Origin of the sequence: Bradyrhizobium sp. B120 (assembly GCF_049075665.1) — a bacterium.
Lineage (GTDB): Bacteria > Pseudomonadota > Alphaproteobacteria > Rhizobiales > Xanthobacteraceae > Bradyrhizobium.
The window spans coordinates 2,997,300-3,022,013 of record NZ_CP185242.1; the positions used below are offsets into that span (position 1 = coordinate 2,997,300).

Here is a 24,714-nt window from a genome sequence, read left to right on the forward strand (position 1 = left end):
GGGCCGGTTCGCTGTGCGAACGGTTCCACACGGCCTATTGTCCCGACGGCGTACGCAGGCCGTGCCAGGCGTCGCGCACCTGATGGTAGTGCACCTCGGGCAGATAGTCGGGCGTCTTGAGATTGAGCGTCTTGACGTCGAGGCGTCCGGTCGCGCTGAGCAGCGTGTAGGAGGCGATCACGCGGTCGCGCTGCGCGCCGATCAGCCGGGCGCGCGCCGTGATCAGATCCTGCTGGGCGTTGAGCACGTCGACCGTGGTGCGCTGGCCGCCGGCGGCTTCCTTCTGCACGCCGGCGAGCGCAACCTCCGCGGCCTTGACCTCGGACTCGGAGGCGGAGACAGCGATCTTGGCGCCCTCATTGGCGACCCAGGCGCTGACCACGGCGGTCTTGGCCTGGTTGCGGACCTGGTCCAGCACGAGGCGGCTCTGCGCCGCGACTTCCTTGGCCTGCCGGGTCTGCGAGGCCGCGGTGCCGCCGTCATAGATCGGCTGCGTGACCTGGCCGATCACCGAGGCCTGGTCGGTCCCGAAAGTGCCGAGCGTGGAGTCGCTGTCGCGGCTGCGGCTGACACTGCCTTGCACGGTGACGTTCGGCATCAGGCTGCTCTCGGCGACGCGGATCGAGGTCGAGGCTACGTCGACGTCGAAGCCTGCGGCCATCACGGCCGGATGCTCACGCACCGCAAGCGCGATCGAATCCTCGCGGCTGCGCGGCAGCAGCCGGTCGATGGTCTCGGCCGGACGCAATTGCGACGGCGCGCTGCCGACCACCTGCGCATAGGTCGCCTGGCTGATCGCGAAGTTGACCTCGGCGGCGTTGAGATCGGACAGGCCGCGGTTGAGCCGGGCCTCAGCCTGCGCGGTATCAGTCGGCGTGACGTCGCCGGCATTGAGGCGGCGCTGGGTGATCGCCTGGGTCTCCTTCAGGAAGGCGACGTTGGCGCGCTGCGCCTCGACCAGGGTCTGGTTGGCCAGCACGTTGGTATAGGCGGTGACGGCGTCGAGCAGCACGCCCTGGCCGACATTGCGCAGGGCCTCGCGGCCGGACTGCACCTGCAATTCGGCGACGCGGACGCTGTTGGCGGTCTTGAAGCCGTTGAACAGGGTCTGGGTCACGGTGACCCCGATCTGCCAGGGCTTCAGCGTCGCGCCCTGGATCACGTTGCCGGGCAACTGGTCGCGCACCGCCTGGAGGCCGAGCGAGAGGCCGGCGCTGATCTGGGGGCGGTAACCGGCCAGCGCCTGCGGCACGTTCTCGTCGGTGGCGCGCTGGCGTGCCCGCTCGGCATTGAGCTGCGGATTGGTCTGATACGCCTTGGCCATGGCTTCGGGCAGGCTCTCGGCGGCGCGGGCCGCGGTGTCCGTCAGCAGCGCGCAGGCCAGCGCGCCAAGGCCGATGCCCGACAAAAGCACGCGCCTCGCTACGTCGCCAATATCAGCGGCACGCCCAACCATGTGATCCCGCAAACCAAAACCCCGGCAGTCCGCTTTCGCCGATGCCGTCGACACATCTACCTGTTTACGGGGCGGCGCCGCCACAGGCAAACCGCCACGCGACATCTGCACATCATTTCGGTTGTTGTCTGTTGCCGGTTCGTCACAGGCGAACGCAGCTGTCATATGAAGTATAAGTTCGAACCACCGGCTGCCGATTCAGCGATGCCGGTCATCCCCTGCCTGCCCGGGTTCATCGCAGATGCCGAAATTCTTCTCTGATCCCGAGGCGATCGCGGAGCACATTATTCGTGACGTCGGAACCGAACTTGTGGTGGGGCTGCCGCTCGGCCTCGGCAAGGCCAACCATATCGTCAACGCGCTGTACGCGCGGGCGGCCGCCGACCGCTCGATCAATCTGACGCTGTTCTCGGCGCTGACGTTGGAAAAGCCGAAGCCGAAAAGCTTGCTCGAACAGCGCTTCATCGGTCCCGTGATCGATCGCCTGTTCGGGGGTTATCCGGATCTCGCCTATGCGGAGGCGCTGCATCGCGGCGCGCTTCCGCCCAACATCAAGGTGATCGAGTTCTTCTTCCTCGCCGGGCAATGGTTGCATCAGCCGTTCGCCCAGCAGCACTACATTTCCGCCAATTACACGCACGCGGCGTCGTACCTGCTGTCGCGCGGACTGAATGTCGTTCCCCAGCTCGTCGCCAAGCGCATGGTCGACGGCGTGCCGCGCTACAGCTTGAGCTGCAACACCGACACGACGCTCGACGTGCTGCGCGCCCGCGCACAGGGGCGGGCGTCATTCAAGTTGATCGGCCAGGTCAATTCCGAACTGCCGTTCATGCCCGGGCCCGGTGATCTGCCGGCGGATGAATTCGATGTGGTGCTCGACAGTCCCGACACCGATTTCCCGCTGTTCGCGCCGCCGTCGGAGCCGATCAGCGACACCAAATATGCGATCGGATTGCATGCCGCCGGTCTGGTCCGCGACGGCGGCACGCTGCAGATCGGGATCGGGCAGGTCGGCGATGCGCTGGCGCAGGGGCTCGTGGTGCGTCACCGCGACAACGCCCAATTCCACGGCATCATGCAGCGCCTTGCACCCGATAGCGCACAGCTCGCAGCGGCCGAGACCGGGCCGTTCGAGAAGGGCCTCTATGGCGTCAGCGAGATGCTGTTCGAGGCGTTTCTCGGGCTGATCGACGCCGGCATTCTCAAGCGCGACATTGGCGGCGTGATCCTGCACGGCGCATTCTTTCTGGGGCCACAATCGTTCTATCGGGCGCTGCGCGAGATGACGCCCGAGCAGCTGGCGCGAATCCAGATGATGCCGGTGTCCTTCACCAACGAGATCTTCGGCGACGAGGACGGCAAGCGCCGCGCCCGCGTCGATGCGCGCTTCGTCAACAACGCGATGATGGCGACGCTGCTGGGCGCTGCGATCTCCGACGGGCTCGAGAACGGCCAGGTCGTGAGCGGCGTCGGCGGCCAGTACAATTTCGTGGCGCAGGCATTCGCGCTCGAGGGCGCGCGCTCGGTGCTGGCGCTGGAGGCGACCCATCCGTCCGGCAAGCAGACGCAGTCGAACATCCGCTGGTCCTACGGTCACGAGACCATTCCACGGCACCTGCGCGATGTCTTCGTCACCGAATACGGCGTCGCCGATGTGAGGGGGAAGTCCGATGCCGACGTGATCGCCGCGATGTTGCAGGTGTCGGACTCGCGCTTCCAGGGCGAGTTGATGCGGCAGGCCAAGGATGCCGGCAAGCTGCCCCGTGATCACGAAATCCCGGCGGCTCACCGCGAGAATTATCCCGAGCGCATCAGCACTGCACTGAGGCCCGCACGTGACGCAGGTCTGCTGCCGTCATTCCCGTTCGGCAGTGACTTCACCGACGTCGAGCAACGGCTGATTCCTGCCCTGCAGATTTTGCAGCAGGCGCAGCAGACCCCGCTGCAACTCGCCGGCCTGCTGTGGCAGGGGATGCGGCATCCACCTGACGCCGCCGACCGCGAATGCCTGGCGCGGCTCGGTCTCGACAAGCCGACGCATTTCGCCGAGCGCGCCTATCGCGCGCTCGTCACCGCGGCGTTGCAACGAAGCCGCGTGAACTAGCGGTTCTTGTTGACCGGCTTGCGCTTCTCGATGAAGGCCGCCATGCCCTCGGAGCGATCCTCGAGCGCGAAGGTCGAGTGGAACAGGTTGCGCTCGACATTCATGCCTTCCGAGAGCGGCGTCTCGAATGCGCGATTGATGGCTTCCTTGGCCATCGCTGCGGTCGGACGCGACATCGAGGCGATCTTCTCGGCTGCGGCAAGCGCCTCTTCCAGCAGCTTGTCGGCCGGAATGATCCGCGACACGAGGCCCGAGCGCTCGGCTTCCGCGGCATCCATCATGCGTCCGGTGAGGCAGAGGTCCATCGCCTTCGATTTGCCGATCGCGCGGGTCAGGCGCTGCGTACCGCCGATGCCCGGGATGGTGCCGAGGGTGATTTCCGGCTGGCCGAACTTGGCGGTGTCGGCGGCGATGATGATGTCGCACATCATCGCGAGCTCGCAGCCGCCACCGAGCGCATAGCCCGCGACCGCGGCAATGGTCGGCTTGCGGCAACGGGCAACGCGGTCGCCGCCGATCGCGGTGAAGTCGCTGTTGAACATGTCGATGAAGCCCTTCGGCTGCATCTCCTTGATGTCGGCGCCGGCCGCGAACGCCTTCTCGCTGCCGGTGATCAGGATGCAGCCGATCTTGTCGTCGGCCTCGAGATCGTCGACCGCCGCGGCGATCTCGCGGAACACGCCGAACGACAGCGCATTCAGCATTTTGGGCCGGTTTAGCGTGATGACGCCGACCGGTCCCTTGCTTTCGACGATGATGAATTCGAACGTAGCCATGACGCAAACCCCGTGCCTGATTTGCCGGGCAATGTGCCCGCTGGCGGGATGCGCTTCAAGTGGCTGAAGCGGCTTTGGGCCGCGGTGCGGCGCTACTCCGCGCCGCAAGCCGCGAGGACCTCGGCTAGGCCATGAACATGCGCGCCGCGGAGGCCACCGTGAGCAGGGCGCCGAAGCCGATGAAGATCTTCCCGATCAGCGAGGTCTGGTCCAAGCTCGCGCTGTCGCTGCTCGCCAGAACCGGGGCCGGCTTGGGTGCCGCTACGGCGACAGGCGGCGGCTGCGCCACGGGCGCCTCCTGCTGGGCGGTCTGCGGTTGAACCGGTTGCGGTTGTTCCGCCGGCTGCTCCTGCTGCAGGGCCCGGTCGAGGTCGTTGAGCTGGTCGGACGCGACCACGCTACCGTCGGGTTGCGCGTCGCCGGGCTTGTCGGAGGCGGCCATCACCGGATTGACGCTGGCCGGCGCGGTGCTCGCATTGCCGTCGCCGGACGTCAGCTCCGCATTGGCATTGGCGACCGTGGCGGGCATGCCCGCCGATGTCACGCTGCCGGCATCGCTCGCGGCCTTCTTGCTCTCGGATTTGTCGGCCGTCTTGTCAGCCGCCTTGGAAGACTGGTGGCGCGCATGGCGCCGGCCCTGCCGCGAACTCTGCTGCGCGGACTTGTCGGTCGAAGCATTGTCGGATTTCGCCGCGGCGGGATCCGAACCGGCCGCATGCGCCGGCAACGGTCCGGCGAGATACACACAAAACCCTGTCAGCCCTGTCGCAACCATCAAGGCCAAGCGCCCGCTGGCTTTGATCTTCATTCTGATGATCTCCCCATTTCGCCGGTCCCGAACGCGAAATGAGACCCCGCTGCGTGTCTACACCGGGGCAAAAAAAGGGAATCTTCGGGCCTCAGAGGGCAAAAGCTGGGCAATTTCGTTCCGGTGGATCGTCGGCAGCAGCTGCACCGATGCGTGTCGGACCGATCGGTGTTATGAGCCCTTCCGTCTGCAAACCCGCCGGAGCGATTCTTTGAGGCTGATGCTCGGCGCGGCCTTGCCTGAGGATGATTATCACGAATTCGTGATGTCCTTGGCGTGCCGCGTAACAAACTGAAAGATCGGCCGAATTGCAATTCAGGAGCCTGCGTGCGCGAACGTGAGGATGAATGGACCGACCTGATGCGGTTGGCCATTTCAGGCGATGACGCGGCGTATCATCGCCTGCTCAAGGCCATCACGCCGGTACTCCGTGCCGCGGCGCGACGTGGCTTGGCGCGCGCGGGACAACCGGTCGATCAGTCCGAGGACATCGTGCAGGACATCTTGTTGGCGGTGCATTTGAAGCGACAGACCTGGGACACCAGCGCGCCGTTCGCGCCGTGGCTGTTCGCGATCGCGCGCAACAAGCTGATCGACGCGCTGCGCCGCCGCGGCAGGCGTATCTTCGTCAATATCGATGACTTCGTCGAGACGCTGCCGGGGGAAACACCGGAGCCGACGGCCTCGCCCGGCGAGGTGACCGCCCAGTTGCAGGCGTTGCCGGCGCGGCAGCGCGACGTGCTGCAATCGATCGCGGTCGACAGCACCTCGATCAAGGACACCGCCGCGAAATTCGCGATGACCGAGGGCGCGGTGCGGGTTGCGCTGCATCGCGGGCTTGCGAGCCTGACCGCGAAATTACGGGACCGATGAGCATGGACACCGATCAACTCATTCGCACCCTGACCGCCGACAATGCCTATCGGCCTCGTCCGATCGGTCTTGCGCTGATGATGGCGCTGCTGGCGGCGGCGCCGGTCTCGCTGCTGATCTTCTTCGCCGAGCTCGGCGTGCGGCCCGACGTGATGACGGCGATGCATAATCCGTTCTTCGACCTGAAGTTCGCGGTGACGCTGGCGCTGGCCGCCTCGGCGATCGCGGTCAGCCTGCATCTGACGCGGCCGGAAGCCTCGCTGCGCAGCTTCGGCTGGTGGCTGCTGATTCCCGCCGGCATCCTCGTTGCCGCGATCAGCGGCGAGATGATGATGCCGCAGCGCACGCCGATGATGACGCGGCTGATCGGCAAGAACTCGGTGGCGTGCATGACCGCGATCCCCGCGATGTCGCTGCCGCTACTGGTCGGCGCGCTGTACGGGCTGCGGCAGGGCGCACCGGCGCGGCCGGCGGTCGCGGGCGCGGTGGCAGGCCTGCTCTCGGCCGGCCTCGCGGCCACCGTCTATGCGTCGCACTGCACCGATGACTCGCCGCTGTTCGTTGCCACCTGGTACACGCTGGCGACCGCGATCGTCGCAAGCGTCGGCGCGCTGATGGGGACGCGGGCGTTACGATATTAGGCCGCGGGCGCGGACTGCTGCATGCGATGGAAGCGCAGCACCTGCTGCGCGGTCGACGGCCGCAGCCGCTCATAGGTGTCCTTGCAGGCCTGCAAATCGGTCGGCTCACCACCCGAGATGTCGTCGCGCAGATTGATGATCGACCGCACCGTCGACCATGACAGGCCCGAGACCTTGGCCAGGATCATCACGCCCTCGGCACGGGTTTCGATCATCATGTTCTCGGCGATGCTGACCGAGACATTGGCGAGCGCGGCAAGCGAGGCATTGGTCTCGTCGAACTTGCCGGCCTCGGCGAAGGCTGCGAGCTGGAATTCGTCGAGCCGGCCGTCCTGGTAGAGCGACTTGACCAGCGCATGCGCGATCGTGGTGTCCGGCGTCACGGCGGCAGGCGCCGAGCGGGCGCGTCGCGTCGCCTCCTTGACCGCGATCGGAATTTCCTTGGCCTGCTGCGGATTGGCAGCCTCGAGCCGCTGCCTGACCGTGTCCGAGGCCTTGGCGACCAGCTTGAGATAGAGATGCCGCGGGATGCTTGGGCGGAGCCCGACGCAGGTCGACAGATTGTCGTCGCCCTCGGCGCGGCTGACCAGCCGGGTGAAGCCGCGCTCGGTGAATTCCGCGCCGGGATTGTTGACCGCGCTCTGGATCACCTCGTCGTTGCCGCGCAGCACGAGCACGTCGGTGACGGCGCCGCTCAGCGTCTTCCGGTTGGAGATCGCGAGCAGATGCGCCTGGCTCTTGCTGCGCGCCGTTTCGATCAGGGTGTCGTCGTCGAGCCGCGGTGACAGTGTCAGCACGGGGCCTGCGACCTCGATCAGGTCGTCGAATGCAAGGGTACGGATGGTCTGCGGCGGTGCGGTCTCGATCGGGGCGAGGCGGTTGGCGAGCAGCGCCTTGGCCGAGTTTTCGATGTGCTCAAGCAGGCATTGGAAAACGTCGTCGAACAGCACGATCTGCTGGTCCGAATAGTTGACCGAGCCGTTGATGAAGAGGTCGGTCACGCGGCGCAACGTCTCGACACGGCGTGCAACGGTGCCGTGCGCGAGCGTCGTCTGCAGCTCGTCGAGCAGACTTTCGGGGGCGGTCTCGGGCTTCGAACTCATGACTCTGTCCTGGAGCGGTGGCGACGGATTCTCCGGCGCCGAATAGGGAAATGAAAGGATGTTAGGCACTGGCGATGCGGTTGCGTCCTCTCGCCTTGGCTGCGTAAAGCGCGCCATCGGCGCGGGCGAGTAATGTGTCGGAGTTTTCGTGCGGCTTGAGCGTCGTGACGCCTGCGGAGATCGTCACCTGCATGCCGGGCGAGAATGCGCTCCAGTCGAGACCGGCGATGATCGCACGCAGCCGCTCGAGCGCGCGCATCGCCTGATCCTGCGACAGGTCGGGCAGCACCAGCAGGAATTCCTCGCCGCCGTAACGGCCGAAGCGATCGATGCTGCGGAGATTGGCGAACATGCCGATGGCGAAGGTGCGCAGTGCCTCATCGCCGATCGGATGGCCGTAGACGTCGTTGATGCGCTTGAAATGGTCGAGGTCGATCAGCGCCACCGCGCAGGAGCTGCCGTTGCGCGCGCAGCGCGCGATCTCTTCCTCGAGGGTGCGCATGATGCTTCGGCGATTGGAGGTGCCGGTCAGCTCGTCGAGCTCGGCGAGCTCCTCGATGCGCCGGTAGGCCTCCTTCAGCTTGACGCCGCTCTGATACAGCGATTGCTGCATCGAGCTGGAGAAGATGCCGAGATACATGCAGCGCCCGATCGTCAGCGCGAACACCAGCATGGTGGCGAGGCGGTCGATCCTGGTGCCGGTCGGCATCCCGATCGCCTTGTCGGTTCCGAGGAACAGCGCGGCGAGGCCCAGCACCATGATGGTCCAGACTACAGCGGTCTGGCGCGCCGAGGTACGTAGCGCACCGAAGCCGAACACCACGAACAGATTGCAGAGGAAAAGCACGCCGACTTCGGGCGCGATGTAGGTGAACACCAGCAGGTTCACCATGTTGACGGCCGATTGCGGTGCGACCAAATAGTGGTCGCGGAAGCGCTCGTGAAAGCCGCGCTCCGAAAGCAGCACATAGACGGCGACGAGGGAGAGGCCGGTCAGGGCATAGCCCGCCGCAACCAGGACCGACGTGGTGCCGGCATGCGCGTAGATCAGCAGCACGACGGCATCGAGCACGAAGCAGGCGGCGATCATCGATTGGATCTGGCGGCGCTGCCTGGCCCGACGCGCCAGGCGCTCGCGCGTCAGCCTTGGACGGCCGCTTTCCGATACACCCGCGATCGGGCTGGGAAGTGACGACGCAGCGCTGCCCATGGTCTCGCCATTGCTGAAATCCGGCGAAAATCTAAGTGGGAAAGCCTTTAGGTTTGGTATCTTTTGGAACCGAATCTGCTCCGGAGAAACCCGGTCATCACCCTTGTTTCGTAAGGGGAATCCGTTCACGGAGGCGGGTCGGAAGCGATCGGGGCGGGGGCTTGCGGCGGCGCCCGCCTCGCGACAGCGCTGGCTTGCCGGCAAAGCCTTGGTATGGTCGCGCCGGATGGTGCGAGTCCGCGAGAGTTTTCACTATTATGATACCGCCTACCGAGTCCCCGGCGATTTTTCCTGATTGGGATCGTCGACTGTGTCATAGATCACACATGCGGTGCGCACATTGCCGTATTGTGAAGAATCTTGCCTCTCGCGTCGAACCACGCACCACCCCCCTCAGACCAACTTTGCGAGACGGCCATTGAGCGCGACACAGGCGGCTTCAGATGAAGTTCTGATCGCTCGGATCGCTCAAGGCGACCGGCTCGCCATGCAGGTGCTGTACGGACGGCATCATGTCAGGGTGTACCGCTTCGGGCTTCGGCTCGTGCGGGACGAACAGGTGGCGGAGGACCTCATTAGCGAGGTCTTCCTGGACGTGTGGCGTCAGGCGGGCAAATTCGAGGGACGATCCGCCGTTTCAACCTGGCTTCTGGCGATTACCCGGTTCAAGGCGTTGTCTTCGCTGCGGCGAAGGAAAGACGCCGAACTGGACGATGAGGCCGCGAACGCGATCGAGGACACGTCCGACGATCCGGAAACGGTGGTGCAGAAGAAGGACACGGGTGACACGCTGCGTAAGTGCCTGACGGGACTATCGGCGGAACACCGGGAAATTGTCGATCTTGTCTACTATCACGAGAAATCCGTGGAAGACGTCGCAGAGATCGTCGGGATTCCGGAGAACACCGTGAAGACGCGCCTATTCTATGCGCGCAAGAAACTTGCCGAGTTGCTGAAGGCAGCCGGTGTCGAGCGAGGTTGGCCATGATGGCTGCGAGCAACAAGAAAGTGCAGGGTCAAGATCCTGACGATGTCGAGATGCTGCTGCCCTGGCATGCGGCCGGCACGCTGAACGCGCGTGACGCGCGCCGCGTCGAGGACGCACTCGCTTCCGATCCGGAGCTGGCCAGGCAGTATGCCGTCATCCGCGAGGAATATGCCGAGACCATCGGCCTCAACGAGAGCCTCGGTGCGCCGTCTGCGCGTGCCATGCAGAAGCTGTTTGCCGCGATCGATGCCGAGCCGGAGCGCAAGCCGTCGGCGGGCGCGCGCATGTCGGCCTCCGTCTCGGAGTTCTTTTCGAAATTGTCGCCGCGGACGCTGGCCTGGTCGTCCAGCCTCGGTGCGCTCGTGGTGTTGCTGCAGGCCGGCGTGATCGGTGCGGTGCTGATGCGCAGCGAGCCGGCCGCGTTCCAGACCGCCTCGCTTGATGCTGCCGAACAACGCAGTGCCCCCAGCGCACCGAGCGCGGCCGTCGCACCCAGTGCGCCGATCACCCGCGACCTCGGCGCCAGCGTGGCGGCGGCGCCGACGCGGCTGTTGGTGCGCTTCACGCCGGACGCCAGGATCGCCGACATCACGTCGCTGCTCGACAATTACCAGGGCGCGATCGTCGACGGGAAGGGCGGAATGTTCCGATTGCAGTTCCGCGCGATGGACAAGGATGGCGTCGCATCGCTGATTGCCCGTTTGCAGAAAGAGAAGATCGTCAGCCTCGCGGTCGAGACCCCGTAAACGGCAGCTGACGGTCCTGCGCCGAGTTGAGGTCACCATGACCGCCAACAGCCGGACCAGATCGACGAACCGAGCGGCCATTGCGGCCGCCGTGTTGTTACTGGTGTCTGTTGCCGGCTCGGCCTACGCCCAGAATTTCATGCGATCACCGATCGGCGGCGGGCCGCAGCTCTCCATCGGGCCGCGGGTCAATCCCGGCATCGGCGGGACCGGTGGCAACGCCGGTGGCGGGCTGGCTGACCGCGCGCCGCTGCACGGCCCGGCGACGTCGTGGACCGGCGATGGGCCGCGATCGAGCATGCCGCCGCCCCGAGCGCGTGACGCCCCTCGTTTCTCTGCCGATTGCGATGACGGCACGCGCCAATGCTCCAGCCGGCCGGTCGCCGTGAACGGTGGCGGCAAGGGCGCTGCGAGGAAGGGCAGGGCCGGCGGTGGCGGCAGCAGCCGCGCGCAGGACGTGGCGGGCGCGCGAACCGTACCGAACGAGCTCGTGGCGGAGATCGACGGCGCATTGACCGAGACCCAGACCGACGCGCTGGCGCGTCGCCATGGCCTGAGGCGGATCGCCGCGCAGAATGTCCCGCTGCTGGGTGCGACGATCGGCCTGTTCCGCACGGCCGGCAATCGTGCCGCCGACCTGGTGGCCCGCGACCTCGCCAGCGACAGCAGCGTCCGCTCCGTGCAGCCGAACTACCGTTACGCGCTGCAGGACCAGAAGCCGGCAGCGGGCGGCAGTGATCCGGCGCAATACGCCCAGACGCAGCTGCATCTGCCCGAGGCGCACAGGCTGGCGCGCGGGATGAACGTCACCATCGCCGTCATCGACTCCGGCATTGATGCCGCGCATCCGGAACTGGCCAACACGGTCGCGGATACCTTCGATGCGCTCGGCAGCAAGGATGGCCCGCATGCCCACGGTACCGCCGTCGCCGGCGTGATCGCGGCGCGCGTCCGGCTGACGGGGAGTGCGCCGGAAGTGCGGATCCTTGCCATCCGCGCCTTCGGTGCGGCCGCCGGCGGCGCCGAGAGCACGTCCTATGTGATCCTCAGGAGCCTCGATTACGCGGTGGCGCATGGCGCGCAGATCGTGAACATGAGCTTTGCCGGACCGCAGGACGCTCTTGTCGCGCGCGCCATGGCCGCCACCGCGGCGAGGGACGTCGTGCTGGTTGCCGCGGCCGGCAATGCCGGCCCGAAATCGCCGCCGCTGTATCCGGCCGCCAATCCGGATGTGATCGCGGTCGGCGGCATCGATGCCGGCGAGCGGCTGATGGCGGCCTCGAACCGCGGCAGCTACATCGCGTTGGCGGCGCCGGGCGCCGATCTCCTGGTGCCGGTGCCGGACGGCAAATATCAGCTGATGTCGGGGACCTCCTTCTCGGCCGCGTTCGTCAGCGGCATCGCGGCGCTGGTGCTGGAGCGCAGTCCGGCATTGAAGCCCGCTGAGGTGCGCAAGGTCCTGACCGGCACGGCCCGCGATCTCGGGACACCCGGACGTGACGATCTGTTCGGGGCCGGCGAGGCGGACGCGCTTGCTGCGGTGATGGCGGCGACCAATGCTCCCGCCGCGGCTGCCGTGGACAAACCGTCGCAGCCTGCGCCGGCAGCGGACGGCAATAACACTTCCGTGAGCCGCGCGTTGAATGAACCCGCGCCGTCGATCGCATCGGACGATTCCGCGGCAAATCACCGTGCTGCGCAGTGATTTCCGGTGCCGATCGCTTGCAACGGTGCGATGGAACCGGGCGGCGAAAAGGTTAAAAAAATCGCCGGCGATTTGAACGTCCGCCGCCCTCTCACGACTTATGTGTGTGGGAGCGGTTTATCCCTCCCCGGCTGTATCAGGCGCGAGCGCCCATCCACCCCAAGCGCCCATATGGCTTTGACCCGTCCGGTTGTCCCCCCGGACGGGTCTTTCATTTTGGGGGCACCCTTGCATGACGCTCTGGCCGGACGCGGTCGCGCTGCGTGATCGCGGCGGGATGCGCGCTGCAGCCGCGGCTGTTTGCTGTGGATCGTTCGGCTGCGCAGCGTTTGGAGGCGACGCACATCGCCACCACGCAAGTCGATGACGTGACGATGGTTCGGGCAAGCAACTCCGTAGTCGAGCGGACTTCCTTCATCGCCCGGCTGCGATTAAGAATTTAGTTAGACTTTATTTACCTTTTCCACAGAATATCAGTCTCACGTCCAGTTGATTCGGTTCGGTTCGGTTGCGTCTGCGTCCGTTTCTTTCCCTGCGGGCAAGTTGAATGACACATCGGACCGACGTGGCCAGAGGCCAGGAGATTGTTGCACGCTGGTGCAACCTTGCCGAGCAAAGGCTGGAACACCTCAACGAGCTGTTCGAAACCGGACGCTGGCGCCGCTATCACAGCGAGCAAGCCTTTCTCGAGAATGTCAGGGAAGCCCGGGCCGCTGTCGACATCTGGCGCGAATTGCTGACCCGCGAAGCTTCCCTCGACAATTCGCCGGTCGATCTGTCCTGGCTCGGCCGGGGCAAGTCGAAACTGCCGCCGCCCGATCTTTCGCCGGCGTCGCAGCGCCGCTCGGAGACGGCGACATTGGCCGAGGCCGCAATGACCGCGGTCGCGGCCGCGATGGAAACGGCGGCCGAGGTCCTGGAGCAGCCGCCCGTTGTGGCCGACGCCCCGCCGCTGGAGATGCCCCCTCCGGTCATGCCGCCGCCGGTGCTCGATCTCGACACCATCCAGCGGCGCTATCCGCTGCTGCGCAACGCGCTGTAGGCCGCTCTAGCTTATCTTTTGAGCATAATCTCCGCGCAAACGCGTTTCGCGTTTGTCGCGAGGGAAAACCGCTTCGCACTTTTCCGGATCATGCTCTAGCGCCGCACCGCGTTGGCGCCGACCACCAGCTGCGCATATTGCTGGGCGCCGCCCAATGACAGGTCGGTCGTGATCGGGCGAGCGTGGTCGAGCCCGACCACCGCGCCGCCCGGGGTTTCCGAGATCATGTTGTTGTTGATCAGCGCCGAGCCGGCGCCCGGCACCACCGAGACGCCGATGCCGACGAGCGCCTTGCGCACGACATTGCCTGAGATCGCGACGTCGCGCAGATACTTGCCCCAGCCGGCGACGATGCCGAAGGTCGGCGCATTCTCGATCACATTGCCGGTGACGGCGCTGTCGGCCTCGACATAGATGCCGATGCCGGCCCCGTCGTTCGGGTCGGTGCCAACAGGGCGCTTCGGCAGCAGGTTGCGGATGATGTTGCCCTGGACCACCGCGATGCGACCGCCCTCGTTGAAATTGCACACGGAGACCCCGATCGCGGCGCCGTCGACCGTGTTGTTGGCGATGACCGCGGCCTCGAACGCGAACTCCGAATAGAGCGCGACCTCGCGGACATTGCTGACGCTGTTGTCCGTGATGTGGATGTTGGAGGCCGAATTGCCGCGCACCGCCGAGAAATCGCAGTTGCTGATGCGGTTGCCGCGCACGATCACATTGCCGGCGCGGAAGGCGTTGATGGCGTTGCCGTACTGCCCGGAGCCGCCGGGACCGGCCTTGATGTCCTCGATGCGGTTGTCGGCGACGATCGAGCCGTCGTCGCCGATCGCGGTGCGCAGGATCTCGATGCCGTTGTCGTTGGTGCCCTTGATGGTGTTGCGCGAGACCATCAGGCCGAGCGCGTCGAACGACACCAGCGCCGTCGACGCGATGCCGGTGAAGATGTTGTTGCTGACGTCGCCCGACATCTGCTCGAACCAGATGCCGCTGCCGCCGCTGCCGGTGAACTGGCAATCGGTGATGCGGATGTCGCGGCCGGACAGGCAATGCACGAGGCCGCGGCGCGCAGGCAGCGGAACGTTGCCGCCGTCGAAGCTAAGGCCCATCAGCACGATGCCGCCGGCGCCTTCGCTCTCCAGCAGCGAGGCGCCGCCGTTGAACGCGAGCCGGCTGGCGCCGCGGACGCCGATCAGCTGGCTGCCGGGCGCAAGCCGCAACAGGCCGGTGCGATAGATCCCGGGCGGGAACGCCAGCGGCACTTGCGCGCGCGCAGCATCATCGATCGCGCGCTGCAGATTGCGGGTCTGGTCGTCCGGGCTGCCGGGACGGACGCCATATTGCGTGACGTCACGGCCGAGCGAGCCGGCCGATTGCGCGGCGCGCGCCGCATCCGGCGACATCGCAAGCGCGCCAGCTGCGCCGGCGACGGTTGCTCCGATCAGATGGCGGCGGTTGACGTCCATGGGCATGGCCCTCGCAAACATTCGCGAGCGGTGACGTTCGCGCCCGAGTGGTAGCGCGAAATGCGGCGCGGCATGGTGAACACGCCGACGCAGCCGGGCGATTGTTGGCGGTAGGGTTAACCTCCGGTGCAGCAGGAGAATAAGGGCCCATGGCTCATTCCCAAGCGTCGTCCCGGCGAAGGCCGGGACCCATACGCTGCGGCGGATGTTGTAGGTGGGACTCGGCGTACCAGCGTTGCGCAATAAGCAGCATCGGTGGTTATGGGTCCCGGCCTTCGCCGGGACGACACTGAATTTGTTGCGTCAATTGTGAGTCGCACATCCGCATTCTTGCGACATGCGCCGGATCTGACCCGAAGCGTTCATCCCAAATCGGCGAAGTCTTCCGGCGCAAGCTTGAGGGAGGCCGCACGCACATTGTCCTCCAAGTGATCGATGGATCGCGTGCCGGGGATTGGCAGCATAACCGGTGATCTTGCGAGCAGCCACGCGAGGGACAAGGCGGCATGCGTGAGACCGCGGCGCGAAGCAACTTGCTTGACCTTGAGTGCCTTCAGACCGCGTTTGCCGCCCAGCGGATACCAGGGCAGAAACGCAATTCCAAGACGCTCGCACGCGGCGAGGACGTCTTCGCTGGTCCGGTTTCGCAGATTATACGGGTTCTGAACCGACACGATTGGTGTGATCGAACGCGCCGCTTCGAGCTGGGCAACCGTCACGTTCGAAATGCCGATATGGCGAATTTTGCCCGCGCGTTTCAAATCGGCCAGTGCGCCCATCGACTCGGCAAATGGCACGTTGGGGTCAGGCGCATGGAGTTGATACAAATCGATGCGCTCGAGCCGTAACCGCTGCAAGCTGCCTTCAACCGCGCGCCGCAAATGGTCGGGGCGACCGTCTTCGACCCAAGATCGGCGGTTCGGTCGCACCAGGCCGCCCTTGGTGGCAATGACCAAACCCGGCGGGTATGGATACAGCGCCTCCGAGATCTGTGACTCATTCGCCTCGGGGCCGTAGCTATCCGCCGTGTCGATCAGATTCACGCCAAGCTCGATTGCGCGATGCAGAACCCGATTGGCGTGGCCTCGATCCCTTGGTCTTCCCCAGGCTGAATCTCCGCAGAGGCGCATTGCGCCGAAGCCCAGCCGATGAACCGGCAAGTCGCCGAGGCAAACTATTCCGGCAAGCGCCGCCCCTTTGTATGGAGACTGGTTCACCCGCAACTCCATCTGTCGAAAACCGCAATGCTGCAGTCTCGGAAGAGATCCGCTTCACCCTGCGGACGCGTCGGTTTCGGTGGATAAGCTCTTGCGAGCGACCTTGATCGTCAACCGAAGGACAAGCATGACCGGTGAGCTTTGGACGGCCTTTACGACCGCAAGAGGTCCATTTACACTCTCCGAAATTGCAAATTTCTCGCGTGCGCGGCCCCAGGCTTGCCGGGGACAGCGGACTTATGCACGTGATTGGGGTCGCGTCAGCCAGTGACGTTGACCGATCAGCTCATGTCGCATCCGAGGGCGTCAGCGAACGGCTAGTTCTGCCGCGATGACGACGGGGAGATTGAGCGGAAGGTGGGTGACGCCGATCGCGGTCCGCGCATGTGCACCGACATCCGGGCCAAATGCCTGCAGCAAGACGTCCGAGCAACCATTGATGACGTTGGTCGTGGCAAAAAAGCCGGACGCGACGCTCACCATGCCTGAAACCGTCAGCCACGCCGAGATTCTGTCCAGGTCGCCGAGCGCTTGGCGAAGGCTGCTCAGCATAGCCAAGGCCGCGAGGCGCGCGGCGATGTGGGCTTGCTCGGCAGATACCTCGGCACCGACCTGCCCAAATGGCCCGGCTGGAGTGCCATCAGGATTGAGGGGCCCATGACCGGATACGTAGGCCCGGTCGCCGTGCACGCGAACCCACGCGAACGGAACGTTTACGCCGGGAGGCACCCTGGCGGGTTGAGGAAGCACAAGGCCAAGTTGCTCCAGTCTCTTCTCGACGCGCATCGCTCACGCCTCTCAATCCTGTCGTTCGGCCGAGAACGTCACTGCCAGTACTCTACCATCGTCGCCGGATTGGGAGAACCGGCACTCTCCATATTGGACACCGTTCGTCCGCGTCGCTCATGCGCGCGCAGCCTGCCGCGTCAGCTTCACCAGCTCCAGCAGCATGGCTTCGCCGGCATCGACCAGCGCTTCCAGCGTGATGGATGATTTGCCCGATGCGGCCGTGCCGTCATGGGCGAGCGGCGGAACATGGACGAATTGTGCGAGGTGCAGGCCGTTATCGCCGTTGACCGCCTCGATCCCGCGCCAGCTCAGATAGTTGCAGAGATAGCTGCCGGCATCGCGCGACATCCGTGCATCGATGCCGGTGGCCAGCGCGGCACGCTGCAGCTTTTCGCTGTGCGGCCCGAACAGCTGCGCATCGGCGCCGCTCTCGATCGATCCCTTGCGCGCATGCTGGCGGCCGGCATCGGGAAAGCGCGTCGTCACCGCATTGCGCGCGCGGCTTTCGATCCGCAGATGCGAGGTGCGGCCGGCGAGGCCGAACATCAAGAGCGCCTGCGGGCGATGTTGTGCGATCAGCTCGGGCAATTCGCGATCGACGGCAGCATAAGTAACGTCGAAGATGTAGCCCGTCAGCGCGACGTCGTCGAAAGCCGGGCGGCGCAGGGCGATCAGCCGCTTCACCAGCGGCATGGTCGGGTTGAACGGCGCACCCGGGAACGGCCCGAAGCCGGTGAGAAGGATGCGCAGCTTGCCGCTCAATGCAGCATCTCCGCGATCTGCTCGGCGGCGACCGCGGGCGAGATGCGGCCGCCGGCGACCTCGCCCTCCATCTTCTTCACCCTGGCGCGGATCGCAGCGTCCGAGCGCAGCCGCGCCATCATCCGGCCTTCCAGCATCGACCACATCCACTTCACCTGCTGCTCGCGGCGGCGGGCCTCGAATTCGCCCGAGGCGTTCATCGCGGTGCGGTGATCGAGGATCTTCTGCCAGAGCCGGTCGAGCCCGGTGCCGGTCAGCGCGGAATAGGTCTCGACCGGCGGATGCCAGTGCTCGGAGCGCGGCGCCAGGATGTGCAGCGCGCTGCGATAGTCGGCGGCGGCGAGGTTGGCGCGCTTGAGGTTATCGCCATCGGCCTTGTTGATCGCGATCATGTCGGCGAGCTCGACGAGGCCCTTCTTGATGCCTTGCAGCTCGTCGCCGGCGCCCGGCAGCATCAGCGCCAGGAAGAAGTCGGTCATGTCGCAGACCGCGGTCTCGGACTGTCCGATGCCGACGGTCTCGACCAGCACGACGTCGAAGCCGGCGGCCTCGCACAACAGCATCGCCTCGCGGGTCTTCGCCGCGACGCCGCCGAGCGTGCCGGAGGACGGCGAGGGGCGGATGAAGGCCTGGTCGGAGACGGCGAGCCGCGCCATCCGGGTCTTGTCGCCGAGGATCGAGCCGCCGGTGCGCGCCGAGGAGGGATCGACCGCGAGCACCGCGACCTTGTGACCGCGCTCGATCAGGAACATGCCGAGCGCATCGATGGTGGTCGACTTGCCGACGCCGGGCGATCCGGTGATGCCGACCCGCACCGCCTTGCCGGTGTCGGGCAGCAGCGCCTGCACCAGCTCGCGCGCCGCCGCCTGGTGATCGCCGCGCCGGCTCTCGACCAGCGTGATCGCCCGCGCCAGCGCGGCGCGGTGGCCGGCACGGAGCTGCTTGGCGAGGGCGTGGATGTCGGGAGAGGCGGGCTTCGGCGAGGTCATGGGCCTTGGTTTACAACGGCTGCCGGTTGCAGGCGAGGGCGGAGTCCGCGCTCGTCCCCGATCAATCGCGAGATCGGAAATCGGGTGGGCGCGGCCGCTGGCATGCGGTTGATCAGGGCCCGTTTCGCATCACTGCGGACCAACATCCGGAGCCTGGCATGACCCGAGCCTATTACAGCACCGTCCTCGACCATCCGCTCGATACCGTGTGGTCGCTGATCCGCGACTTCAACAATTACCCCGCCTATATCGAGGGCGTCAGCGAAAGCGTGATCGAGGACGACAAGCGCGGCGACCAGATCGGTGCTGTCAGGCGCTTCTGCTATCTCGGGCTCTGGGTCAGGCAACGCCTTGCCGGCCACTCGGACACGCAGCATTCGCTGACCTATGCCAGCATCGAGCCATTGCCGTTTCTTTCGGATGCCGGTTCGGACGCGCCGCAGCCGACTCATTACGAGGGCACGATCAATTTGCTGCCGGTCGTCGAGGGCAACCGCACCTTCATCGAATGGTCGGTCAAGCTCGACACCGCGCCTGCTGACGCCGATCGCTGGCACAGCCAGTTCCAGGCCTGGATTCCGGACTGGACCGGCTCCCTGGTCAGAGCGCTGGCGCGTCAGCCAGGCTGAGCCTGCTGAAGCAGCTATTGCGGCTGATTGTCCGCGTCGCTCATCGGCCGCGTGCCGCCGAAGATCTTCGCGCCTTCCGCCGTCAGAGACGGCTTCAGCGTCTCCCACGGCACGAAGACGACATACTGGCCTTCGGCGTAGGGGCCGACGGCATAGGGCGGGTAGTGGAAGGTGAGGCCGGAGCTCTTGCCGGCTTCGGTCGACGGCGCCAGCGTCACGGCGCCGATCTTGAGCAGGGTCGGCTTCAGTTCCTTGTACCACTCGGCGGTGGCGGTCTCGCCGGCACCGCGCCGCTTCTTCTCGGCATTCAGTGCCGAGACGATCGCCTTGCGCATCGCCGTCAGGGTCGGGCCGTTGTCGGCTGTCTCGGTGAAGAAGGGACGGATGCTGATGCGCTTGTTCGCCGTCGTATCCCACAGGATGGTGTTGACGTCGGTGTTCGGATGCGCGCCGAGCGTGTCCATGTAATCGTCGCGCAGCACGCTGACATAGCGGCCGTCGACGATCGAGCGCACCGAATATTTGCGCTCGAATGAATAGCCGCCGCGGTCCTTGAAGAGCTCAGGCTCGTCCTTGCGCGCGGAGGCCGCCTCGGCGGCGTTCTTGTCGATCCACTTCCGGCCTTCGGCGAGGCAATCGGCCGCCAGCGCCGGGTCAGCCTTGATCTTGTCGTCGAGATAGGCGTTGGCCTCGATGCTCGCATTCTTGATCGTGGCGTCGGGCTTCGGATGGGCGGCGCGCGCTGGAAGGCAGAGGCACGCCAGCAGGCCGGCAAGGCCCAAGATGCGGGCAGGCGTCATCGAGCGAGCGGCGCGCATGGAAAACTCCGAGCAAGGGAGGCGAAGGCGGCAGCGTTACTCCGCCGCCGCGCTATGGCCGAGCCGGGCGTTGAGCTTGTGGATCAGCTCCTCGGCGGCATCAGAGATCACGGTGCCGGGTGGGAAGATCGCCTCGGCGCCGGCCGCATACAGCGCGTCGTAATCCTGCGGCGGCACCACGCCGCCGATGATGATCATGATGTCCTCGCGGCCGTGCTTCTTCAGCGCCGCCTTCAATTCCGGTACCGCGGTGAGATGGGCTGCGGCGAGCGAGGAGACGCCGAGAATGTGAACGTCGTTCTCGACCGCCTGCCGCGCGGCTTCGTCGGCGGTTGCGAACAGCGGCCCGATATCGACGTCGAAGCCGACATCGGCGAAAGCGGATGCGATCACCTTCTGGCCGCGGTCGTGGCCATCCTGGCCGATCTTGGCGACGAGAATGCGCGGGCGGCGGCCTTCGGCTTCCTCGAAGGCGTCGATCAGCGCCTGCACCTTTTCGACCTTGTTGGACATGGCCGCTGCCTCTCGCTTGTAGACGCCGGTGATGGACTTGATCTCGGCGCGGTGGCGGCCGAACACCTTTTCCATCGCGTCCGAAATCTCGCCGACGGTGGCTTTGGCGCGTGCGGCGTCGATCGCCAGCGCCAGCAGATTGCCGTTGCCTTCGCCGGCCGAGCGGGTCAGCGCGGCCAGCGCCGCGTCGACGTCCTTCTGGTTGCGCTCCTTCTTGAGCCGCGCCAGCTTGTCGATCTGCAGCCGCCGCACGGTGGAGTTCTCCACCTTCAGCACGTCGATCGGCCGCTCGTTCTCCGGCTTGAACTTGTTGACGCCGATCACCGCCTGGCGCCCGGCATCGATCCGCGCCTGGGTTTTCGCGGAGGCTTCCTCGATCCGCAGCTTCGGCACGCCGGCCTCGATCGCCTTGGCCATGCCGCCGAGTTCCTCGACCTCCTGGATGTGACCCCAGGCCTTGGCGGCGAGATCGCGGGTCAGCCGCTCGACATAGTACGAGCCGCCCCAGGGATCGATGATGCGGTTGGTGCCGCTCTCCTGCTGCAGGAACAGCTGGGTGTTGCGGGCGATGCGCGCCGAGAAGTCGGTCGGCAGCGCCAGCGCCTCGTCGAGCGCGTTGGTGTGCAGCGACTGGGTGTGGCCTTGCGTTGCCGCCATCGCCTCGATGGTGGTGCGCATCACATTGTTGAACACGTCCTGCGCGGTCAGCGACCAGCCCGAGGTCTGGCAGTGCGTGCGCAGGCTGAGCGAGCGCGGATCCTTCGGGTTGAACTGCTTGAGCAGCTTGGCCCATAGCAGCCGCGCGGCGCGCATCTTGGCGACTTCCATGAAGAAGTTCATGCCGATCGCCCAGAAGAACGACAGCCGCGGCGCAAAGCGGTCGACGTCGAGGCCTGCGGCAAGCCCGGCGCGCAGATATTCGACGCCGTCGGCCAGAGTATAGGCGAGCTCGAGGTCCTGCGTCGCGCCGGCTTCCTGCATGTGATAGCCGGAGATCGAGATCGAATTGTATTTCGGCATCCGCTGCGAGGTGTAGGCGAAGATGTCCGAGATGATCCGCATCGAGGGCGTCGGCGGATAGATATAGGTGTTGCGCACCATGAACTCTTTCAGAATGTCGTTCTGAATGGTGCCCGACAGCTTCTCCGGCGGCACGCCCTGTTCCTCGGCGGCGGCGACGAACAGCGCGAGGATCGGCAGCACGGCGCCGTTCATGGTCATCGACACGCTCATCTGGTCGAGCGGGATGCCGGCGAACAGCGTGCGCATGTCGTAGATGGAATCGATCGCGACACCGGCCATGCCGACGTCGCCGGAGACGCGCGGGTGATCCGAGTCATAGCCGCGGTGGGTGGCGAGGTCGAACGCGACCGACAGGCCCTTCTGTCCGGCCGCGAGGTTGCGGCGATAGAAGGCGTTGGAGTCCTCCGCCGTGGAGAAGCCGGCGTATTGCCGGATGGTCCAGGGCTGGTTGACATACATCGTCGGGTAGGGGCCGCGCAGATAGGGCGCGATCCCGGGCCAGGTTTCGAGGAAGTCGATGCCTTCGAGATCGGTCTCGCTGTAGACGGACTTCACCGGGATGCCTTCCGGCGTCAGCCAGGGTTCAGCGCTCGCGGCCGGCATCGCCGTGGCAACGGGCTGGAAAGCGACATCGGCGAAATTGGGAATGCGGGTCATTCCTGGCTTCCTTAGTCATGGTCCGGGTGCTGATGGCTGACGATGGTCGCCATCTTCTCCGGTCCGTAATTCTGCATCGTGGTCTGGCTCGGCAGATTGGCGATGCCGACCACCCAGCCGTGGCGGGACTCGGTTCCGAATTGCTGCGTCGGGATCACCCGGTCGGGCCGGTCGAAGGCGCCGGTCATGATCTCGATGCGGGGACCGTCGATCCGGCGGAAGCTGAGCGGCGTGCCGCAAGCTGCACAGAAGTCGCGCTCGGCGATCGAGGAGGACTTGAACGCCGCCGGCTTGCCCCGGGTCCAGGCGAAATCCTCTTTGTTGATGTCGGCGAAAGAGGCGAACGGCGCACCGGAGGCCTTTTGGCACATCCGGCAGTGACAGATGCTGACGCGGTTCGGTGCCGCCGACACCGCAAATCGCACGGCGCCGCACTGGCAACCGCCGGTCAGAACGGGTTTCGCTGGTGTCTCTGCCGTCATGCCTGCTCCATCCGCCGATAGGCGTCGCGCAATGTCGCCAGCGCATCACCGCCGGCGAAGACGAACTCACCGATGCCGGCCGCCCGCAGCGCCGCTTCCTGGTCGCCGGGCCGCCCTGCCAGATAGATATGTCTTGCGCCGGCGCCGTGAAGGGCCTCGGCGGCCTCAATGGCGCTGACGGCATAGACGTTGTCAGAGGAACAAAGGCACGCCATCGCGGCGCCCGAGGCCTTGAAGGCGGCGGCAAGCGCCGCCGTGTCGGCAAAGCCCTCGCTGTCGATGGCCTCGATCCCGCCGGTCTCGAAGAAACTCTTGGCGAAGGTCGCGCGGGCCGTGAAATCGGCCGGCGTCCCGAGATTGGCGAGGAAGATCCTGGGCCGTGCGCCGCGCGCCTTCAGCGCAATGTCCGACTTGTCGCGCAGCGCCTCGAACGGTTCGGCGAGCCGCATCGGCGCGAGGGCGTCGAAGCTGACCTTGGCACCGGCGGTGGACACCGGCGCTGATGGTTTCACATCCAGCACCGCGAGGTTGGCCTCGTGCAGGTTCGGAAATTCGCTGGCGCCGGTCAGCACGTCGCGGCGCTTCGCCACATTGGCTTCGCGCTGCGCCCGCGTCGCGGCGACTTTGTTTTGCAGCAGTCCCTGCTCGAGCGCAGTGAAGATGCCGCCGGCCATCTCGATCTCCTGGAACAGCGTCCACGCCGCCTCGCAAAGCTGCGAGGTCAGCGTCTCGATGCCGCCGGCGCCTGCCGCGGGATCGGAGACCTTGGCAAGGTTGGACTCATCGAGCAGCACGAGCTGCGTGTTGCGTGCCACGCGCCGGGCGAAATCGTCAGGCAGCCCGAGCGCCAGCGTATGCGGCAGCACGGTGATCGCATTCGCGCCGCCGAGCCCGGCCGCAAAGGTCGCGATCGTCGCGCGCAGCATGTTCACGTTGGGGTCGCGCTGGGTCAGCATCCGCCAGGCGGTCTGCGCGTTGACGAAGATCGGCTTGGGCGCAAGGCCGCAGGCCTCTTCGATCCTTGCCCAAAGGCGACGCAACGCGCGGAATTTCGCCATGGTCAGGAACTGGTCGGCATCGGCGCTGAGCCGGAACGACACGGCTGCGCGCGCCGCATCGAGATCGAGCCCTGCGGCCTCCAGCATGCGCAGATAGGCGAGCCCGGTCGCGAGCGTGAAAGCGAGTTCCTGTACCTCGGAGCCGCCGGCATCATGCACCGGCCGGCCGTCGGCCAGCACGAACGGCCCCTTGAAGCCGCGCCTGATCAGGCCGTTGACCACTTGGCCGAACGACTTTTCGTAATTGGGCCAAGCGATGGCCGCGGCACCGCGCACGGCCATCGTGCTGAGCGCCTGGTAATTGAAATGCAGGTCGAGCTTGGCCGGATCGAGCTTGCGGGCCTCGACCATGTCGGCAAACGTCTCGCCGGCGTTCTCGCGTCCGAGCACCGGGTTGAGCGCAATCATGATGCCGGCATCGAGATGGACGCCGCCGCAGGCCCGCGCCAGTGTCTTCTTGCTGGCATCGGAAAGACCGAAGCCGCGCGCGCCGGGACCGCCGGCGAACTCGAATTCGAGGCCGGTCGCTCCGTTCTCGAGATCCTGCAAGGCCTGGGCATTGGCCGCTGCGGCGTCGGGATGGTCGACCCGCTGCAGGATCTGCCAGGAAGTGGCGGCGGCGCGGCCGGGAAGCGGGCTCAGATTGGTCGCGCGGCGATAGATCGGATCGATCCTCAGGCCATCATAGGTCTTGCCGACCAGCTTCTCGAACGGCGCGCCCTTCAGCACGCCGTCGACCAGCTTGCGCCAGTCGTCATAGGTCGCAGGTGCGAAATCCGAAGCCAGAGCCAAATCGTCAGTCGAGGTCGTCATCCGCCCAAATCGTCCTTCATCGGCCCCGCGACGGGGTCCCTTGATT

The 24,714-nt window shown here is 65.9% G+C and carries 22 protein-coding genes; 8 read left to right on the top strand and 14 right to left on the bottom strand.

Annotated features, from left to right (window positions below):
* Window positions 1-34: 34 nt before the first annotated feature.
* Complete coding sequence (locus tag ACOIX3_RS13620) at window positions 35-1,456, bottom strand: TolC family outer membrane protein (RefSeq protein WP_420970325.1); 1,422 nt, start codon at window positions 1,454-1,456, stop codon at window positions 35-37.
* Window positions 1,457-1,697: 241 nt separating this feature from the next.
* Here ACOIX3_RS13620 and ACOIX3_RS13625 point away from each other — a divergent pair, with 241 nt between their 5' ends.
* Window positions 1,698-3,560 carry an acetyl-CoA hydrolase/transferase C-terminal domain-containing protein gene (locus ACOIX3_RS13625; protein ID WP_420970326.1) on the top strand — a complete coding sequence of 621 codons (1,863 nt, stop codon included), beginning with the start codon at window positions 1,698-1,700 and terminating at the stop codon, window positions 3,558-3,560.
* Here ACOIX3_RS13625 and ACOIX3_RS13630 read toward each other — a convergent pair.
* Both ACOIX3_RS13630 and ACOIX3_RS13635 read right to left on the bottom strand, forming a co-directional pair.
* Entirely contained in the window at window positions 3,557-4,336 is a 780-nt protein-coding gene (locus ACOIX3_RS13630) for an enoyl-CoA hydratase (protein WP_420970327.1), read from the bottom strand. The two genes, ACOIX3_RS13625 and ACOIX3_RS13630, sit on opposite strands and share 4 nt — an antisense overlap.
* A gap of 124 nt (window positions 4,337-4,460) precedes the next feature.
* The gene (locus ACOIX3_RS13635; protein WP_420970328.1) at window positions 4,461-5,144 is read right to left on the bottom strand and encodes a hypothetical protein; all 684 of its coding nucleotides are present in this window, start codon (window positions 5,142-5,144) and stop codon (window positions 4,461-4,463) included.
* 327 nt (window positions 5,145-5,471) lie between these two features.
* On the opposite strand from ACOIX3_RS13635, the gene ACOIX3_RS13640 reads away from it, so the two are divergent.
* Window positions 5,472-6,017: a sigma-70 family RNA polymerase sigma factor gene (locus ACOIX3_RS13640; protein WP_420970329.1), complete on the top strand. Its 546-nt coding sequence runs from the start codon at window positions 5,472-5,474 to the stop codon at window positions 6,015-6,017.
* A gap of 2 nt (window positions 6,018-6,019) precedes the next feature.
* Complete coding sequence (locus ACOIX3_RS13645; protein ID WP_420970331.1) at window positions 6,020-6,658, top strand: NrsF family protein; 639 nt, start codon at window positions 6,020-6,022, stop codon at window positions 6,656-6,658.
* On the opposite strand, the gene ACOIX3_RS13650 is transcribed toward ACOIX3_RS13645, so the two are convergent.
* Together ACOIX3_RS13650 and ACOIX3_RS13655 are read right to left on the bottom strand one after the other, a co-directional pair.
* Entirely contained in the window at window positions 6,655-7,761 is a 1,107-nt protein-coding gene (locus ACOIX3_RS13650) for a DUF2336 domain-containing protein (protein ID WP_092125155.1), read from the bottom strand. The two genes, ACOIX3_RS13645 and ACOIX3_RS13650, sit on opposite strands and share 4 nt — an antisense overlap.
* A 61-nt stretch (window positions 7,762-7,822) precedes the next feature.
* Window positions 7,823-8,971 (bottom strand): GGDEF domain-containing protein, encoded by a 1,149-nt coding sequence (locus tag ACOIX3_RS13655; RefSeq protein WP_420970332.1) that lies wholly within the window; start codon window positions 8,969-8,971, stop codon window positions 7,823-7,825.
* Window positions 8,972-9,389: 418 nt separating this feature from the next.
* On the opposite strand from ACOIX3_RS13655, the gene ACOIX3_RS13660 reads away from it, so the two are divergent.
* The 4 genes from ACOIX3_RS13660 to ACOIX3_RS13675 all read left to right on the top strand — a co-directional run bounded on the left by ACOIX3_RS13660 (window position 9,390) and on the right by ACOIX3_RS13675 (window position 13,452).
* Window positions 9,390-9,959: a sigma-70 family RNA polymerase sigma factor gene (locus ACOIX3_RS13660; RefSeq protein ID WP_092125157.1), complete on the top strand. Its 570-nt coding sequence runs from the start codon at window positions 9,390-9,392 to the stop codon at window positions 9,957-9,959.
* Window positions 9,959-10,705, top strand: a complete 747-nt coding sequence (locus tag ACOIX3_RS13665) for a hypothetical protein (protein ID WP_420971727.1) — start codon at window positions 9,959-9,961, stop codon at window positions 10,703-10,705. The genes ACOIX3_RS13660 and ACOIX3_RS13665 overlap by 1 nt, the downstream gene beginning before the upstream one ends.
* A 37-nt stretch (window positions 10,706-10,742) precedes the next feature.
* A complete protein-coding gene (locus ACOIX3_RS13670) occupies window positions 10,743-12,410 on the top strand; it encodes a S8 family serine peptidase (protein ID WP_420970333.1) in 1,668 nt (555 codons plus the stop codon).
* Window positions 12,411-12,957: 547 nt separating this feature from the next.
* Window positions 12,958-13,452, top strand: a complete 495-nt coding sequence (locus ACOIX3_RS13675) for a TIGR03809 family protein (RefSeq protein WP_420970334.1) — start codon at window positions 12,958-12,960, stop codon at window positions 13,450-13,452.
* Between the two features lie 95 nt (window positions 13,453-13,547).
* Here the strand turns inward: ACOIX3_RS13675 and ACOIX3_RS13680 are convergent, their stop codons facing one another.
* The 5 genes from ACOIX3_RS13680 to meaB form a co-directional block, all read right to left on the bottom strand.
* Window positions 13,548-14,918: a TIGR03808 family TAT-translocated repetitive protein gene (locus ACOIX3_RS13680; RefSeq protein ID WP_420971728.1), complete on the bottom strand. Its 1,371-nt coding sequence runs from the start codon at window positions 14,916-14,918 to the stop codon at window positions 13,548-13,550.
* A gap of 362 nt (window positions 14,919-15,280) precedes the next feature.
* Complete coding sequence (locus ACOIX3_RS13685) at window positions 15,281-16,147, bottom strand: aldo/keto reductase (RefSeq protein WP_420970335.1); 867 nt, start codon at window positions 16,145-16,147, stop codon at window positions 15,281-15,283.
* Between the two features lie 294 nt (window positions 16,148-16,441).
* Window positions 16,442-16,921, bottom strand: coding sequence for a RidA family protein (locus ACOIX3_RS13690; protein ID WP_420970337.1), 480 nt, complete (start codon window positions 16,919-16,921; stop codon window positions 16,442-16,444).
* Between the two features lie 117 nt (window positions 16,922-17,038).
* Window positions 17,039-17,686, bottom strand: coding sequence for a pyroglutamyl-peptidase I (locus ACOIX3_RS13695; protein ID WP_420970338.1), 648 nt, complete (start codon window positions 17,684-17,686; stop codon window positions 17,039-17,041).
* On the bottom strand, window positions 17,683-18,675 hold the full coding sequence (gene meaB / locus ACOIX3_RS13700) for a methylmalonyl Co-A mutase-associated GTPase MeaB (RefSeq protein WP_420970339.1): 993 nt from the start codon (window positions 18,673-18,675) through the stop codon (window positions 17,683-17,685). The genes ACOIX3_RS13695 and meaB overlap by 4 nt, the downstream gene beginning before the upstream one ends.
* Before the next feature lie 158 nt (window positions 18,676-18,833).
* Here meaB and ACOIX3_RS13705 point away from each other — a divergent pair, with 158 nt between their 5' ends.
* Window positions 18,834-19,304: an SRPBCC family protein gene (locus ACOIX3_RS13705; protein WP_420970340.1), complete on the top strand. Its 471-nt coding sequence runs from the start codon at window positions 18,834-18,836 to the stop codon at window positions 19,302-19,304.
* 14 nt (window positions 19,305-19,318) lie between these two features.
* Here ACOIX3_RS13705 and ACOIX3_RS13710 read toward each other — a convergent pair whose 3' ends face one another.
* From ACOIX3_RS13710 to ACOIX3_RS13725, 4 genes are read right to left on the bottom strand one after another with little or no spacing between them, the layout of a single operon-like run.
* A complete protein-coding gene (locus ACOIX3_RS13710) occupies window positions 19,319-20,122 on the bottom strand; it encodes a DUF3298 domain-containing protein (protein WP_420970341.1) in 804 nt (267 codons plus the stop codon).
* A 36-nt stretch (window positions 20,123-20,158) separates the two neighbouring features.
* A complete protein-coding gene (scpA, locus tag ACOIX3_RS13715) occupies window positions 20,159-22,315 on the bottom strand; it encodes a methylmalonyl-CoA mutase (RefSeq protein ID WP_420970342.1) in 2,157 nt (718 codons plus the stop codon).
* Between the two features lie 11 nt (window positions 22,316-22,326).
* Entirely contained in the window at window positions 22,327-22,797 is a 471-nt protein-coding gene (locus ACOIX3_RS13720) for a GFA family protein (RefSeq protein WP_212311068.1), read from the bottom strand.
* The gene (locus ACOIX3_RS13725; RefSeq protein ID WP_420970343.1) at window positions 22,794-24,668 is read right to left on the bottom strand and encodes a methylmalonyl-CoA mutase family protein; all 1,875 of its coding nucleotides are present in this window, start codon (window positions 24,666-24,668) and stop codon (window positions 22,794-22,796) included. The genes ACOIX3_RS13720 and ACOIX3_RS13725 overlap by 4 nt, the downstream gene beginning before the upstream one ends.
* Window positions 24,669-24,714: the final 46 nt, after the last annotated feature.

Bases quoted from the DNA above. Each gene is read 5' to 3' on its own strand.
- ACOIX3_RS13645 (WP_420970331.1), top strand. From the start codon at position 6,020: ATGGACACCGATCAACTCATTCGCACCCTGACCGCCGACAATGCCTAT.
- ACOIX3_RS13655 (WP_420970332.1), bottom strand. From the start codon at position 8,971: ATGGGCAGCGCTGCGTCGTCACTTCCCAGCCCGATCGCGGGTGTATCG.
- ACOIX3_RS13630 (WP_420970327.1), bottom strand. From the start codon at position 4,336: ATGGCTACGTTCGAATTCATCATCGTCGAAAGCAAGGGACCGGTCGGC.
- ACOIX3_RS13665 (WP_420971727.1), top strand. From the start codon at position 9,959: ATGGCTGCGAGCAACAAGAAAGTGCAGGGTCAAGATCCTGACGATGTC.
- ACOIX3_RS13725 (WP_420970343.1), bottom strand. From the start codon at position 24,668: ATGACGACCTCGACTGACGATTTGGCTCTGGCTTCGGATTTCGCACCT.
- ACOIX3_RS13670 (WP_420970333.1), top strand. From the start codon at position 10,743: ATGACCGCCAACAGCCGGACCAGATCGACGAACCGAGCGGCCATTGCG.
- ACOIX3_RS13625 (WP_420970326.1), top strand. From the start codon at position 1,698: ATGCCGAAATTCTTCTCTGATCCCGAGGCGATCGCGGAGCACATTATT.
- ACOIX3_RS13705 (WP_420970340.1), top strand. From the start codon at position 18,834: ATGACCCGAGCCTATTACAGCACCGTCCTCGACCATCCGCTCGATACC.
- ACOIX3_RS13685 (WP_420970335.1), bottom strand. From the start codon at position 16,147: ATGGAGTTGCGGGTGAACCAGTCTCCATACAAAGGGGCGGCGCTTGCC.
- ACOIX3_RS13635 (WP_420970328.1), bottom strand. From the start codon at position 5,144: ATGAAGATCAAAGCCAGCGGGCGCTTGGCCTTGATGGTTGCGACAGGG.
- ACOIX3_RS13650 (WP_092125155.1), bottom strand. From the start codon at position 7,761: ATGAGTTCGAAGCCCGAGACCGCCCCCGAAAGTCTGCTCGACGAGCTG.
- ACOIX3_RS13710 (WP_420970341.1), bottom strand. From the start codon at position 20,122: ATGCGCGCCGCTCGCTCGATGACGCCTGCCCGCATCTTGGGCCTTGCC.
- ACOIX3_RS13675 (WP_420970334.1), top strand. From the start codon at position 12,958: ATGACACATCGGACCGACGTGGCCAGAGGCCAGGAGATTGTTGCACGC.
- ACOIX3_RS13620 (WP_420970325.1), bottom strand. From the start codon at position 1,456: ATGGTTGGGCGTGCCGCTGATATTGGCGACGTAGCGAGGCGCGTGCTT.
- ACOIX3_RS13690 (WP_420970337.1), bottom strand. From the start codon at position 16,921: ATGCGCGTCGAGAAGAGACTGGAGCAACTTGGCCTTGTGCTTCCTCAA.
- ACOIX3_RS13680 (WP_420971728.1), bottom strand. From the start codon at position 14,918: ATGGACGTCAACCGCCGCCATCTGATCGGAGCAACCGTCGCCGGCGCA.
- ACOIX3_RS13720 (WP_212311068.1), bottom strand. From the start codon at position 22,797: ATGACGGCAGAGACACCAGCGAAACCCGTTCTGACCGGCGGTTGCCAG.
- meaB (WP_420970339.1), bottom strand. From the start codon at position 18,675: ATGACCTCGCCGAAGCCCGCCTCTCCCGACATCCACGCCCTCGCCAAG.
- scpA (WP_420970342.1), bottom strand. From the start codon at position 22,315: ATGACCCGCATTCCCAATTTCGCCGATGTCGCTTTCCAGCCCGTTGCC.